Here is a 13,504-nt window from a genome sequence, read left to right on the forward strand (position 1 = left end):
CCGCCCGTCGCCGTACGGCCGTCCGGCTCACAAACGGAACCGGAAGAGGGACGTCAGTGCTTGTCGCCCTGCGCCTCAAGACGCTTGTACGAGGCCTCGATCTCGGCCTCCGCCTCGGTACGGCCGACCCAGTCGGCGCCCTCGACGGACTTGCCCGGCTCCAGGTCCTTGTAGACCTCGAAGAAGTGCTGGATCTCCAGGCGGTCGAACTCCGACACGTGGTGGATGTCGCGCAGGTGCTCCACCCGCGGGTCGGACGCCGGGACACACAGCAGCTTGTCGTCGCCGCCGGCCTCGTCCGTCATCCGGAACATGCCGATGGCACGGCACTTGATGAGGCAGCCGGGGAAGGTCGGCTCGTCCAGAATGACCAGCGCGTCCAGCGGGTCGCCGTCCTCGCCGAGGGTGTTCTCGACGAAGCCGTAGTCGGCCGGGTAGCTGGTCGAGGTGAAGAGTCGACGGTCCAGGCGGATCCGACCGGTCTCGTGGTCCACCTCGTACTTGTTCCGCGAACCCTTCGGGATCTCGATGGTGACGTCGAACTCCACGGGTGGCTCCTCCATGATCAACACATACGACGGGTGGTTAAGTGTCCCCCACGCAGAAGAGTGCTCGCGAAAGGGGCTGGTCAACGGTGGCCGAGCCGGTGGAAAGACCGTCGAACCGCCCGTCGGGCCCCTGGGGCAGGCTGAAGGACCTGAAGAGCAGGCGCAACAGGTCCAACCCCTGGCAGGCCGTCGCAGGCTCCGCCGTGCTCGGCCTGGTCGTGGCCACCGGCGCCGTCCTCGCCGCCGGTCCCTGGGACAACGGTCAGCGTAAGGCCGAGCGGCAGCTCGCCGCCGCCACGGACCGAACAGGTGGCGCACATCACGGTCGCAGGCTGCCCGGCGCCCCCGAACCCGCCCCCAGCGCCTCCGCCGTCCTCGGCGCCCTCGACACCACCGTCACCCGTTCCGCCCCCCAGGGCCCCGCGAATCCGCGCACCGTCCTCGCCCCGCTCATCGGCGCACCCGCGCTGGGCACCGGGGCGGCGGCCTCCGTCATCGACATCGCCACCGGCAAGCAGCTGTACGGGCACGCCGCCACCGCCCCGATGACCCCGGCCTCCACCGTCAAGATCGCCACCACGGTCGCGGCCCTCTCCGCACTCGGCCCCGACCACCGCATCGCCACCACCGTCCGGCTCTCCGAGGACGCCCGCACCCTCACTCTCGTCGGCGGCGGCGACCCCACCCTGAACGCGGCCGCCCTGCGCTCGATGGCCACCGAGGCCGCCCGCGCCCTCCAGGAGGCCGACGCCACCGGCGTACGGCTCACCTACGACACCTCCCGCTACACCGGCCCCGTGCTCCACCCGATCGGCCCCAACGACAACATCGCCCCCGTCACCGCCCTGATGGTCGACGAGGGCCGCCTCGACGGCACCGACCGCGGCCACGCCCCCCGTAGCGGAGACCCGGCCGGCGACGCCGCCCGCGCCTTCGCCGCCCAGCTGAGGAAGGCGGGCGTCAAGGTCACCGGCGCCCCCCGCCAGGCCCGCGCGGCCGACCAGGCCCGTACGGTCGCCACCCACCACTCCGCCCCGCTCTCCGCCCTCGTCGAGCGGACCCTCACCAACAGCGACAACGACATCGCCGAGGCCCTCGCCCGGCAGACCGCCATCGCCGCGGGCGAGAGCGCCGACTTCGCCGGAGCCCGCCGCGCCGTCACCGCCGAACTCAAGAAGCTCCAGGTGCCCACCGCCGGCGCCCGCCTCGCCGACGGCAGCGGACTCGACCGCAAGGACCGGGTCACCGCGACCCTCCTCGCCACCCTCCTCGCCCGCGCCGCCGACCCGGACCGGCCCGAACTGCGCCCCGTCCTCACCGGCCTCCCCGTCGCCGGTTTCAGCGGCACCCTCAGCACCCGCTACCAGGACGCCCCCGGCGCCACCGGCCTGGTCCGCGCCAAGACCGGCACCCTGCGCGGCGTCAACTCCCTCGCCGGAACGGTCGTCGACCCCCGGGGCCGGCTGCTCGCCTTCGCCTTCCTCGCCTCCGGCACCAGCTCGCCGTCCGAGGCCGAGTCCGCCCTCGACGCCCTGGCCACCGCGCTCGCCGGACCGGGCGGCTGAACCCCGCCCACCCGAAGAGCCCCGCAAGACCCCACCACCGGGCGAAGGCCTCACGTACGGTTGACGCATGACGAGCATCGGTGGTGCAGAGATGGTCGACTGGAACCTCGCGGTCGCGACCGCGACCCGACTGGTGCGGCCCGGCCCGGAGATCAGCCGCGAGGAGGCCCGCGCCGTCGTCGCGGAGCTCCGACGGCACGCCGAGGCCTCCGAGGAACACGTCCGCCTCTTCACCCGGATGATCCCGGAAGGGACCGAACCGGAGGACACCCCGGTCCTGGTCGTCGACCGGGCCGGCTGGATCAAGGCCAACGTCGCGGGCTTCCGCGAACTGCTGCGCCCACTGCTCGCCAAGATGGAGGCCCGCCGCTCCGGCGGACCCGGCGGGGCCGTGCTCGGCGCGGTCGGCGGCAAGGTCACCGGCGTCGAGCTGGGCATGCTGCTCTCGTTCCTCGCCTCCCGGGTCCTGGGGCAGTACGAGACGTTCGCCCCCGCCTCGCGCGACCTCCCCGCCTCCCCGAACGGCGGCGGACGGCTGCTCCTGGTCGCCCCCAACATCGTCCACGTCGAGCGGGAACTCGACGTCGACCCGCACGACTTCCGGCTCTGGGTCGCCCTCCACGAGGAGACCCACCGCACCCAGTTCACCGGCGTCCCCTGGCTCCGCGACCACCTCCAGGGCGAGATCCAGACGTTCCTGGACGAGACCGACGTCGACCCGATGACCTTCCTGGAGCGGCTCCGCGAGGCCGCCCAGTCGCTCTCCGGCGCCGGCCGGCCCGAGGGCGAGCGCGGCGAGGAGAGCGGGCGCAGCTTCGTCGACGTCGTCCAGACCCCCGCCCAGCGCGAGGTCCTGGGCCGTCTCACCGCCGTCATGTCCCTCCTCGAAGGCCACGCGGACTTCGTGATGGACGGCGTCGGCCCCGAGGTCGTCGGCTCCGTCGCCGAGATCAGGGAGAAGTTCCAGCGCCGCCGCGCCCAGGGCGCCGGCCGGCTCGACCAGGCGCTGCGCAAGCTGCTGGGCCTGGACGCCAAGCTCCGGCAGTACAAGGACGGCGAGAAGTTCGTACGATCGGTCGTCGAAGAGGTCGGCATGGACGGCTTCAACCGCGTCTGGACCTCGCCCAACACCCTCCCGACCAAGGCGGAGATCGCCAAACCCGCCGAGTGGGTCGCGCGGGTGCACCGTAAAGCGGAATCGTGACCCTTTTCCGGCCCAGGAGCGGGAATCTGCTCTCCAATCACCCATCCGAGGGACCATGAGGGCATGGGAAGGCGTGCAATGCTCGATGAACAGCTTGCCTCTGTCACCATCGACGCACTCTGAGTGACGGGACTCACGCGTTCCGGCGCTCGACGCTCCTCCCGAATCTCCATGAAGGGCACCGGACATGGGTCCCCATCCTGCGGTCGCGGCGATACGCCTGGCGGTCCGCCGCGTACTCCACGACGTCCTCACCGAATTCCACCGGCACAACGGCCCCGACGGCCACGGCCGTCCCGCCGGAGAGGCCGGGCGCCCCGCGCCCGCCTCCGTCTCCCGCTACGCCGAGGCCGGCGCGGCGGGCGGCCCCGCCCTCCCCGCACGCCCCGCCTTCGCCGAACGCTCCGCCCTCCCCGACCGGCCCGCCGCCCCGCTGGTGCTCGTCGCCTGCTCCGGCGGCGCCGACTCCATGGCGCTCGCCTCGGCCCTCGCGTTCGAGGCCCGCAAGCTCGACGTCCGGGCCGGCGGCATCACCGTCGACCACAACCTCCAGCCGGGATCCGGCCTCCGCGCCGCCGAGGTCGTCACCCGGCTCGCCGCCATGGACCTCGACCCCGTCGAGGCCGTCGCCGTGCACGTCGGACGCGAGGGCGGCCCCGAGGCCGCCGCCCGCGACGCCCGCTACGCCGCGCTGGACGCCGCCGCCGAACGCCACGGCGCCGCCGCCGTGCTGCTCGGCCACACCCGCGACGACCAGGCCGAGACCGTCCTCCTGGGCCTCGCCCGCGGCTCCGGCATCCGCTCGCTCTCCGGCATGGCCGCCGCCTCCGGGCCGGCCGGCCGCTACCGCCGCCCCTTCCTCCAGCTCGACCGGCAGACCGCCCGCAAGGCCTGCCTGGTCCAGTCGATCCCCGTCTGGGACGACCCGCACAACATCGACCCCGCCTACACCCGCTCCCGGCTCCGCCACGAAGGGCTCCCCGCCCTGGAGAAGGCGCTGGGCAAGGGCGTCGTCGAAGCCCTCGCCCGGACGGCCCAGCTCTCCCGCGACGACGCCGACGCCCTCGACACCTGGGCCGCCGAGGCCGAGCGCTCCGTACGCGACGAGACCGGCCAGCTGGAGTGCGCCAAGCTCTACGTCCTGCCCCCCGCCGTACGCCGCCGGGTGCTGCGACGGGCCGTCATCGAGGCCGGGGCGCCCGCGGGCTCCCTCTTCGCCCGCCACCTCGAAGAAGTCGACCGCCTGATCACCGGCTGGCGCGGCCAGCGGGCCATCAACCTGCCCGGCCGCGTCGAGGCCCGGCGGCAGGGTGGCAGACTGGTCATTCGGCAGAGCTGACGCGCGAGCGGCTGAAACGCAGGCGAACAGCCGGGCGGGCCCGGGGCGCACCCCGGGCCCGGCAGGCAGAGAAAGAGACGTGGGTGAACGAGAAGGACATGGGTACCGACCTTCAGTCGGTGCTCCTCACCAAGGAAGAGATCGACGCGAAGCTCGTCGAGCTGGCCGCGGAGATCGACGCGGAGTACGCGGGCAAGGACCTGCTCATCGTCGGCGTCCTCAAGGGCGCGGTGATGGTCATGGCGGACCTGGCGCGCGCGCTGTCCACCCCCGTCACGATGGACTGGATGGCCGTCTCCTCGTACGGGGCGGGCACCCAGTCCTCCGGTGTCGTCCGGATCCTCAAGGACCTGGACACCGACATCAAGGGCAAGCACGTCCTGATCGTCGAGGACATCATCGACTCCGGCCTGACGCTGTCCTGGCTGCTGTCCAACCTGGGCTCCCGGGAGCCGGCCTCCCTGGAGGTCTGCACCCTGCTGCGCAAGCCGGACGCCGCGAAGGTCGCGATCGACGTGAAGTGGATCGGCTTCGACATCCCCAACGAGTTCGTCGTGGGCTACGGGCTGGACTACGCGGAGAAGTACCGCAACCTCCCCTTCGTCGGCACGCTCGCCCCGCACGTCTACGGCGGCTGACCTCCGGGGAACCCTCGCCGCCTTCGGGCCGTTGAAGCTTCGAAAGCGGGTTTCTCCGCCGCACGCAGCGGCCGTGGGCCTCCCCGCTGGGGTACCGTCCGAAGAGCACTCTTTTCCAACACAGCTTTCAAACACAGCAGCATTTACCTACGGGCAGGAGGGACGGGGCGTCTTCGCTCCGTATGGATGGACGTGAAGCGATACTTCCGTGGGCCGGTCATGTGGATCGTGCTGGCCGTCCTCGCCGTGGTCGTGTTGATGCAGGTCGTCGGCTCGTCGGGCGGCTACAAGACGGTGGACACCGCCAAGGTGATCCAGGCGATCAGCAAGGACCAGGTGGAGCAGGCCAAGCTGACCACCGGTGACGAACAGATTCTCAAGATCGAACTTAAGGACGGCCAGAAGCTTGCCGGCGAGTCCGGCACCAAGTTCCAGGCGAGCTACATCGGCAACCAGGGCGTCCAGCTCGCCGACAGGCTCCAGGAGAAGTTCGAGGCGGGTGACATCGAGAAGGGTTACACCGTCTCGCCGTCGAAGCAGTCGCCCTTCGTCTCGATCCTCCTCTCGCTGCTGCCCTTCGTCCTGATCGTCGTCGTCTTCCTGTTTCTGATGAACCAGATGCAGGGCGGCGGCTCCAAGGTCATGCAGTTCGGCAAGTCCAAGGCCAAGCTGATCACCAAGGACACCCCGAAGACGACCTTCGCCGATGTGGCGGGGTCCGAGGAGGCCGTCGAGGAGCTCCACGAGATCAAGGAGTTCCTCCAGGAGCCGGCGAAGTTCCAGGCCGTCGGAGCCAAGATCCCCAAGGGCGTCCTGCTCTACGGGCCGCCCGGTACGGGCAAGACGCTGCTCGCACGCGCCGTCGCCGGCGAAGCGGGCGTGCCGTTCTACTCGATCTCCGGTTCCGACTTCGTCGAGATGTTCGTCGGTGTCGGTGCCTCCCGGGTGCGTGACCTCTTCGAGCAGGCCAAGGCGAACGCCCCGGCGATCGTCTTCGTCGACGAGATCGACGCCGTCGGCCGGCACCGCGGCGCCGGTATGGGCGGCGGTCACGACGAGCGCGAGCAGACGCTCAACCAGCTGCTCGTCGAGATGGACGGGTTCGACGTGAAGGGCGGGGTCATCCTGATCGCCGCCACGAACCGCCCGGACATCCTCGACCCGGCCCTCCTGCGCCCCGGGCGCTTCGACCGGCAGATCGCGGTCGACCGCCCCGACATGCTGGGCCGGCTGGAGATCCTCAAGGTCCACCAGAAGGGCAAGCCGGTGGCGAAGGACGTCGATCTCGGCGCCGTCGCCCGCCGCACGCCCGGCTTCACCGGTGCCGACCTGTCGAACGTGCTGAACGAAGCCGCGCTCCTGACGGCGCGCGGCGACAAGAAGCTCATCGACAACGAGAGTCTCGACGAGGCCATCGACCGCGTCGTGGCGGGCCCGCAGAAGCGGACCCGGATCATGTCCGAGAAGGAGAAGAAGATCACCGCGTACCACGAGGGCGGACACGCCCTGGTCGCGGCGGCCTCCCCCCAGTCGGACCCGGTCCACAAGATCACGATCCTCTCCCGCGGCCGCGCCCTCGGTTACACGATGGTGCTCCCGGAGGAGGACAAGTACTCCACGACCCGTAACGAGATGCTCGACCAGCTGGCGTACATGCTGGGCGGGCGCGCGGCCGAGGAGCTGGTCTTCCACGACCCGACCACCGGCGCCGCCAACGACATCGAGAAGGCCACGGCGACGGCCCGCGCGATGGTCACGCAGTACGGCATGACGGAGCGGCTCGGCGCCATCAAGTTCGGTGGCGACAACACCGAGCCCTTCCTGGGCCGTGAGATGGGCCACCAGCGCGACTACTCGGAAGAGGTCGCGGCGCTCGTCGACGAAGAGGTCAAGAAGCTCATCGAGAGCGCGCACAACGACGCGTGGGAGATCCTCGTCGAGAACCGCGACATCCTCGACGCCCTCGTGCTCGAACTGCTGGAGAAGGAGACGCTCAACAAGGACGAGATCGCGGAGATCTTCGCCCCGATCGTCAAGCGTCCCGCCCGCCCGGCGTGGACCGGCTCCGCCCGGCGCACCCCGTCGACGCGGCCGCCGGTGCTCTCTCCCAAGGAGCTGGCCCTCACCAACGGCGCCTCGACCGCCAACGGTTCGGCCACCCCGCCGGAGATCGCCCCGAAGGCGGACCTCACGAAGGACATCGCCCCCTCCACCGAGGCGGTCCCCGAGGAGCGTCCCGAGAGCTAGACCCGCCGTCCCGCAGCGGGTGAGACCTCTGTCACGGAGGCCTCACCAGGCCCGGAATGGATGCCGCGCCCCCCAGGTTTTAGCCTGTGGGGGCGCGGCTTTTCCGTATGCCTGCGATGTCCGCGTGCGAACCGCGCACGGGGCAGCACAGAGGAACGAGGCACAGATGACCGACCCGGTGACGCTGGACGGCCAGGGATCGATCGGCGAATTCGACGAGAAGCGGGCCGAGGCGGCCGTACGCGAACTGCTCATCTCCGTCGGAGAGGACCCGGACCGCGAGGGCCTGAGGGAGACACCGGGGCGGGTGGCACGGGCGTACAAGGAGATACTCGCGGGCCTGCGCCAGGAGCCGGAGGACGTCCTGACCACGACGTTCGACCTCGGACACGACGAGATGGTCCTGGTGAAGGACATCGAGATCATGTCGCTGTGCGAGCACCACCTCCTGCCCTTCCACGGTGTCGCGCACGTCGGCTACATCCCGGCCGACACGGGCAAGATCACCGGCCTGTCGAAGCTGGCCCGGCTGGTGGACGTCTTCGCCCGCAGGCCGCAGGTGCAGGAGCGCCTCACCACGCAGGTGGCGGACTCGCTCATGCGGATCCTGGAGGCGCGTGGCGCGATCGTGGTGATCGAGGCGGAGCACATGTGCATGTCGGTGCGGGGCATCCGCAAGCCCGGCGCGAAGACGACCACGTCGGCCGTGCGCGGCCAGCTGCGGGACGCCTCCACCCGCGCCGAGGCGATGAGCCTGATACTGGCCCGCTGACACCGTCCGGCCCGGCTGACACGGTCCGGCCACGCCGGCACCGTCCGACCGGTGAGACCGGTGAGACCGGCGAACCCGATGGCACGGGCGCGGCACCGCTCTAGGCGGTGGCCGCGCCCGTGCCGTCGTGGTTCTCGTCGCCGTTCTCCGGGAGGCGGCAGACGCGCTCCAGGAAGAAGGCGGCCGCGATGACCCCGATGCCCGCCACCACCGCCGCGCCCGCGTAGATGGCCTGGTCGCGGCGGGGCGGGATGTCGAGGAAGCCGAGCAGGAAGACGCCCGTGCCGCCGTACATCCCGGCGACCAGGGCGGTGACCAGGGCGCTCGCCTGGCCGAAGACGACCGCGCGGGCCGCCATCAGGGGCTCGACGCCCTTGGCGCCGGGGCGGCGCTCCCGCTGGGCGCGCAGGCGGGCGCGCAGGGAGAGCGCGGTCGCCAGGAGGATCACCGCGATCGCGGCGAGCACGATCGAGGCGGCGAGCGGGACGCTCGGGAGCGTGCCGAGGGAGTCCCAGAGGCGGGCGCCGCCCCAGGAGAGGACGCCGGCTGCGGCGAAGAGGCCCGCCAGCACCCCGAGCCGTAGTTGCTTCACCGCGTGAGCCGCCCTTCGTCGCCTGTGTCCTTGAGCCCGTGAGCCTTGAGCCCGTGAGCCCTGAGCCCGTGAGCCCTGAGCCCGCGTGTTCCCGAGCTCGTGCCCGTCGAGCCTAACGATTACTCCGGCAGGCGCAGTTCCAGGTCGGCGCGGGGCGAGACCCCCTCGCGGCCGACCCCGGCGAGCAGCTCGGCGACCGGTCCGGAGCCGGGCAGCTGGGCCTCGGGGTCCATGTCGTGCCAGGGAGCGAGGACGAAGGCCCGCTCGTGGGCGCGAGGGTGGGGCAGGGTGAGCACCGGGTCGTCGGAGAGGACATCGGCGTACGACACGATGTCGACGTCGATGGTGCGCGGGCCCCACCGCTCCTCGCGGACCCGCTCGAAGGCCTCCTCGACGGCCTGGCCGCGCTCCAGGAGGGAGGCGGGGGGCAGCGTCGTCTTCACGAGGATGACCGCGTTGAAGTACGAGGGCTGGCTGTCCGCCGCGACGCCCCAGGGCTCCGTCTCGTACACCGGGGAGACCGCTTTGACCCGCAGGCCCGGGGTGTCCTCCAGCGCGTCCACGGCGCCCTGGAGGGTCTCCAGCCGGTTGCCCAGGTTGGAGCCGAGGGCGATCACGGCCATCTTGGGGTTGGAGAGGGTGACGTCGGCGGCGTCCACCTGCTTGACGACGGCGGTGGGCACCGGCTGTACGGTCGGGTCGCTCTGCCCTTCGGTGGAAAACGCAGTCATACTCGGCTCCGGATGATGGTGATGGTCACGTCGTCGAAGGGGACGGTGATCGGTGCGTCCGGCTTGTGCACCACCACCTCGACCTCCTGGACAGCTTCGTGCTTCAGGCACTGCTGGGCGATGCGCTCGGCGAGCGTCTCGATCAGGTCGACCGGCTCGCCCGTCACCACCTCGACGACCTCCTCGGCCACCACGCCGTAGTGCACGGTGCGGGCCAGGTCGTCGGTGGCTGCCGCGGGGCGGGTGTCGAGGCCGAGCACCAGGTCGACGATGAAGGTCTGGCCCTCTTCCCGCTCCCGGGGGAAGACGCCGTGGTGCCCGCGGGCCTTGAGGCCGCGCAGCGCGACACGATCCACGCGAATCACTCCTGCTGTCGTTGGTCCAGGAGACACCCGGCCGCGTGCGGGCGGCGAGGTGCCTTCTTTCGAATCTACCTGCGAGCACCGACGGTGCTCGCCCGCGGGGGCCATGGACGGCGCCTCACGGGGCTGGTAGCCGCCCATACCCCGCGACCGCGGATTCCAACCCACCCGGAGCGCCGCAGCTCAGGAGGGGGGCTCCTCGTCGTCCTCCTCGCCGGTCTCCGCCAGTACGGGCGAGCCGTGGTGCGACCAGAGCTTCCACCCCTCGGGCGTGCGCCGGAACACGTTCGTGGCGACGACCAGCTGGCCCACCAGCGGTCCCAGGGCGTTGCCCTCCTCGGCCGGGCCGCCGCTGAGGATGTTCTCGGTGCAGGTCACCAGGGCGGTGTCGCCGGTCATGGCCACGGAGACGTCGGTGAGGAAGAACTGGATGTACTCGGTGTTCGCCATGATCAGCGCGTAGCTGCGCAGGACGTCGCCGCGCCCCGTGAGCACCGGCCACCCCGGGTGGACGCAGGAGACGGTGAGGTCCTCGCCCGGCAGCCAGAGGCCGGACAGCGTCTCGTGGTCCCCGCGCTCCAGCGCCTCGTAGAAGGCGGTGTTGGCCTGCTCGACCTCGGCGATGTCGGCGGCGGCCGACGCGTGGTCCTCGTTCACGCGGCCCCCTCGACGGCGCGGGCGACCCGTACGGCGTCGGCGGTGGCCCCCACCTCGTGGACCCGGACCGCCCAGGCGCCGGCCCGCGCGGCGAGGGCGGAGACGGCCGCGGTCGCCGCGTCGCGTTCACGGGCGGGCGGCAGGGCGGCGCCGGGGCCGGCCAGGACATGGCCGAGGAAACGTTTGCGGGAGGCCGCCACGAGGAGCGGGCGGCCCAGCGTGTGCAGCTCGTCCAGGTGCGCGACGAGCGCCAGGTCGTGCCGGGCGTTCTTCGCGAAGCCGAGGCCGGGGTCGATCACGACGCGGTCCGGGGCGAGGCCGCCGGCGATCACCGCGTCCATCCGCCGCCGCAGCTCGTCGAGGACCTCGGCGACCACGTCCTCGTACACCGCGCGGCTGTTCATGGTCTCGCTGAAGCCGCGCCAGTGCATCACGACGAACGGGACCTCGGCGGCGGCGACGGCCGGGATCATGTCCGGGTCCGCGAGGCCGCCGCTCACGTCGTTGACCAGGACGGCCCCGGCGGCGACGGCCTCTTCGGCGACGCGGGCGCGCATGGTGTCCACGGAGACGGTGACGCCCTCGGACGTCAGCCCCTTGACGACCGGGACGACCCTCCGCAGCTCCTCCGACTCGTCCACCCGGCTGGCGCCGGGGCGGGTCGACTCACCGCCGACGTCGACCAGGTCGGCGCCCTCGGACACCAGGTCGAGGCCGTGCTTGACCGCGGTCGTGGTGTCGAACCAGCGGCCCCCGTCGGAGAAGGAGTCGGGCGTCACGTTGACGACCCCCATGACCGCACAGCGGTCCCACTCCGGCAGCCCTCGTACCGTGCCCCGCGCGCGTGACGTACTCATACCACCAGCCTATGGGGTACGGGGAACGCCCCTACGCCGTGCTCACCTCGTGCTCCGGGGCGCCGCGCAGCGTGTGGCCGCACGGGCGGGGGCCGCGGGAGCGGAACGGGCGGGGCGCCGAGAGGTTCACGAACCCCTCCGCCCGCATCGCCGCGAACCCGATGCGGGGCAGGTCACGGCTGGTGCGGAAGACCACGAAGCGGGGCTCCCAGCGGGGCTTGAACTTGGCGTTGAACTTGTACAGCGACTCGATCTGGAACCAGCGGGAGAGGAAGATCAGCAGCCCGCGCCAGCAGCGCAGCACCGGCCCGGCGCCGAGCCGCTCGCCACGGGCCAGGGCGGACCGGAACATCGCGAAGTTCAGCGAGACCCGGGCGACGCCGAGCTTCCCGGCGGCCTGGAGCGAGGCGACGATCAGCAGCTCGTTCATGCCGGGGTCGGCCGAGCGGTCGCGGCGCATCAGCTCCAGGGACATCCCGTCGCGCCCCCAGGGGACGAAGTGGAGGACGGCCTTCAGGTCGCCGTGCGGCCCGTCCTCGGTGCCCGGCAGATGGGCGGTGGCGATCACGCACTCCCCGTCGGCGGGGTCGCCGATGCGGCCGAGGGCCATGGAGAAGCCGCGCTCGGTGTCGGTGCCGCGCCAGTCGGCGGCGGCCCGGCGGATGCGTTCCAGCTCGGTGGCGCCGATGTCACGGGCTCGCCGGACCCGGGTCTCGTAGCCGTTGCGTTCGATGCGCCCGACCATCTGGCGTACGTTCCGCATGGCCCGCCCGGCGAGGGAGAAATCCGCGACGTCCACCACCGCCTCGTCGCCCAGCTCCAGGGCGGTGAGTCCGGTCTCGCGGGTCCAGACCTGGCCGCCGCGCTCGCTGCACCCCATCACGGCCGGTGTCCAGGAGTGCGCCTTCGCCTCGTCCATGAAGCGTTCGATGGCGCCCGGCCAGGCCTCCACGTCCCCGATGGGGTCGCCGCCGGCCAGCATCACCCCGGAGACGACCCGGTAGCAGACAGCGGCCTTGCCGCTGGGGGAGAAGACGACGGCCTTGTCGCGGCGGAGCGCGAAGTGGCCGAGCGAGTCGCGGCCGCCGTGTCTCTCCAGCAGCGCCCGCAGCCGGCTCTCGTCGTCCTCGGTGAGGCGGGCGGCCGGGTGCTCGGGGCGGAAGGCGAGGTAGATGGTGGTGACGGCGGTCAGCAGGCCGAGCGCGCCGAGCGAGTACGCCACGGTCCAGCTGGTCCGCCCGGCGTAGTCGACGGGCCCCTCGACGCCGAACAGGCCGTACAGCACGTGCTGGAGCCGGTCCGCGATGGACGGGTCGCCGACGACCCGGCCCGGGTGGACGGAGACGATGACCAGCCCGAGCCCCAGCGAAGAGGCCCCGAGCAGGACGAAGTTGGCCAGCGCCCGCCAGCGGCTGCGCGGGTCGGGCAGGGCCCGGAACTGGTCCCGGTGGCGCACGAGCAGGTAGCAGAGCGTCAGGGAGACCAGCACACCGACGACCGAGTGACGGTACGCGAACTGCGCCACGGCCCCGGCCGGCAGCAGGACCACCGCCGCCCGCCAGGCCCGCCGCTTGTGGCGCTTGAGCCCGTGCGCGAGCAGGAGCAGCAGCACGCCCGCGCTCAGCGAGAGCGCGGCGGCGAACGGGCCGAGCGCCCCGGGCAGCACCTCGGCGAGGGCGTGCATCCGGCTGTGCCGGAAGCGGGGGAAGACCCCTGCCGCGACGTCGATCAGCCCGACGACGGTGCAGGCGGTGCCGACGAGGGCCGGTACGGATTCGGGGCGCGGGCCGCGCAGCACCCGCCGCACACGGTGCGGAACCGACACTGATTTATCCCCATCTACCGTGACAGACATCGCTTCCCGTGGCTCCAGATGAGATCGCAGAGATTGTTCGTCCGTCGGCCGTGGCCCTTCGGACGATGTGCTCCCTCTAGGACGGGGGTCGGGTGGCCAGGGTTCATCCACATTCCGGAGATTTCCGCTCGGAAGCG

The 13,504-nt window shown here is 71.8% G+C and carries 13 protein-coding genes; 6 read left to right on the forward strand and 7 right to left on the reverse strand.

Annotated features, from left to right (window positions below):
* Positions 1-53 precede the first annotated feature (53 nt).
* On the reverse strand, positions 54-548 hold the full coding sequence (locus AB0917_RS05015; protein WP_015609366.1) for an inorganic diphosphatase: 495 nt from the start codon (positions 546-548) through the stop codon (positions 54-56).
* 86 nt (positions 549-634) lie between these two features.
* Between AB0917_RS05015 and dacB the strand changes: the two genes are divergently transcribed.
* The 6 genes from dacB to folE all read left to right on the forward strand — a co-directional run bounded on the left by dacB (position 635) and on the right by folE (position 8,313).
* On the forward strand, positions 635-2,113 hold the full coding sequence (dacB, locus tag AB0917_RS05020) for a D-alanyl-D-alanine carboxypeptidase/D-alanyl-D-alanine-endopeptidase (RefSeq protein WP_366818062.1): 1,479 nt from the start codon (positions 635-637) through the stop codon (positions 2,111-2,113).
* Positions 2,114-2,180: 67 nt separating this feature from the next.
* Positions 2,181-3,317, forward strand: a complete 1,137-nt coding sequence (locus tag AB0917_RS05025; RefSeq protein ID WP_366818063.1) for a zinc-dependent metalloprotease — start codon at positions 2,181-2,183, stop codon at positions 3,315-3,317.
* A 187-nt stretch (positions 3,318-3,504) separates the two neighbouring features.
* Positions 3,505-4,656: a tRNA lysidine(34) synthetase TilS gene (gene tilS / locus AB0917_RS05030; RefSeq protein ID WP_366818064.1), complete on the forward strand. Its 1,152-nt coding sequence runs from the start codon at positions 3,505-3,507 to the stop codon at positions 4,654-4,656.
* Between the two features lie 98 nt (positions 4,657-4,754).
* Positions 4,755-5,294, forward strand: coding sequence for a hypoxanthine phosphoribosyltransferase (gene hpt / locus AB0917_RS05035; RefSeq protein WP_032752963.1), 540 nt, complete (start codon positions 4,755-4,757; stop codon positions 5,292-5,294).
* A 186-nt stretch (positions 5,295-5,480) separates the two neighbouring features.
* Positions 5,481-7,541, forward strand: a complete 2,061-nt coding sequence (ftsH, locus tag AB0917_RS05040; RefSeq protein ID WP_366818065.1) for an ATP-dependent zinc metalloprotease FtsH — start codon at positions 5,481-5,483, stop codon at positions 7,539-7,541.
* A 166-nt stretch (positions 7,542-7,707) separates the two neighbouring features.
* Positions 7,708-8,313 carry a GTP cyclohydrolase I FolE gene (folE, locus tag AB0917_RS05045; protein WP_103507672.1) on the forward strand — a complete coding sequence of 202 codons (606 nt, stop codon included), beginning with the start codon at positions 7,708-7,710 and terminating at the stop codon, positions 8,311-8,313.
* 100 nt (positions 8,314-8,413) lie between these two features.
* Here folE and AB0917_RS05050 read toward each other — a convergent pair whose 3' ends face one another.
* From AB0917_RS05050 to AB0917_RS05075, 6 genes are all read right to left on the reverse strand, one after another.
* A complete protein-coding gene (locus AB0917_RS05050) occupies positions 8,414-8,905 on the reverse strand; it encodes a DUF3180 domain-containing protein (protein ID WP_366818066.1) in 492 nt (163 codons plus the stop codon).
* Between the two features lie 119 nt (positions 8,906-9,024).
* Positions 9,025-9,636, reverse strand: coding sequence for a 2-amino-4-hydroxy-6-hydroxymethyldihydropteridine diphosphokinase (gene folK / locus AB0917_RS05055; RefSeq protein WP_366818067.1), 612 nt, complete (start codon positions 9,634-9,636; stop codon positions 9,025-9,027).
* Positions 9,633-9,992: a dihydroneopterin aldolase gene (gene folB, locus AB0917_RS05060; protein WP_366818068.1), complete on the reverse strand. Its 360-nt coding sequence runs from the start codon at positions 9,990-9,992 to the stop codon at positions 9,633-9,635. Before folB ends, folK begins: the two co-directional genes overlap by 4 nt.
* 189 nt (positions 9,993-10,181) lie before the next feature.
* Complete coding sequence (locus AB0917_RS05065) at positions 10,182-10,655, reverse strand: nuclear transport factor 2 family protein (RefSeq protein ID WP_366818069.1); 474 nt, start codon at positions 10,653-10,655, stop codon at positions 10,182-10,184.
* Positions 10,652-11,449: a dihydropteroate synthase gene (folP, locus tag AB0917_RS05070; RefSeq protein WP_366818108.1), complete on the reverse strand. Its 798-nt coding sequence runs from the start codon at positions 11,447-11,449 to the stop codon at positions 10,652-10,654. Before folP ends, AB0917_RS05065 begins: the two co-directional genes overlap by 4 nt.
* Before the next feature lie 94 nt (positions 11,450-11,543).
* Entirely contained in the window at positions 11,544-13,367 is a 1,824-nt protein-coding gene (locus AB0917_RS05075) for a phosphatidylglycerol lysyltransferase domain-containing protein (protein WP_366818070.1), read from the reverse strand.
* Between the last annotated feature and the right edge of the window lie 137 nt (positions 13,368-13,504).

Source organism: Streptomyces sp. NPDC007346 (assembly GCF_040703535.1).
Taxonomy (GTDB): Bacteria; Actinomycetota; Actinomycetes; order Streptomycetales; family Streptomycetaceae; genus Streptomyces.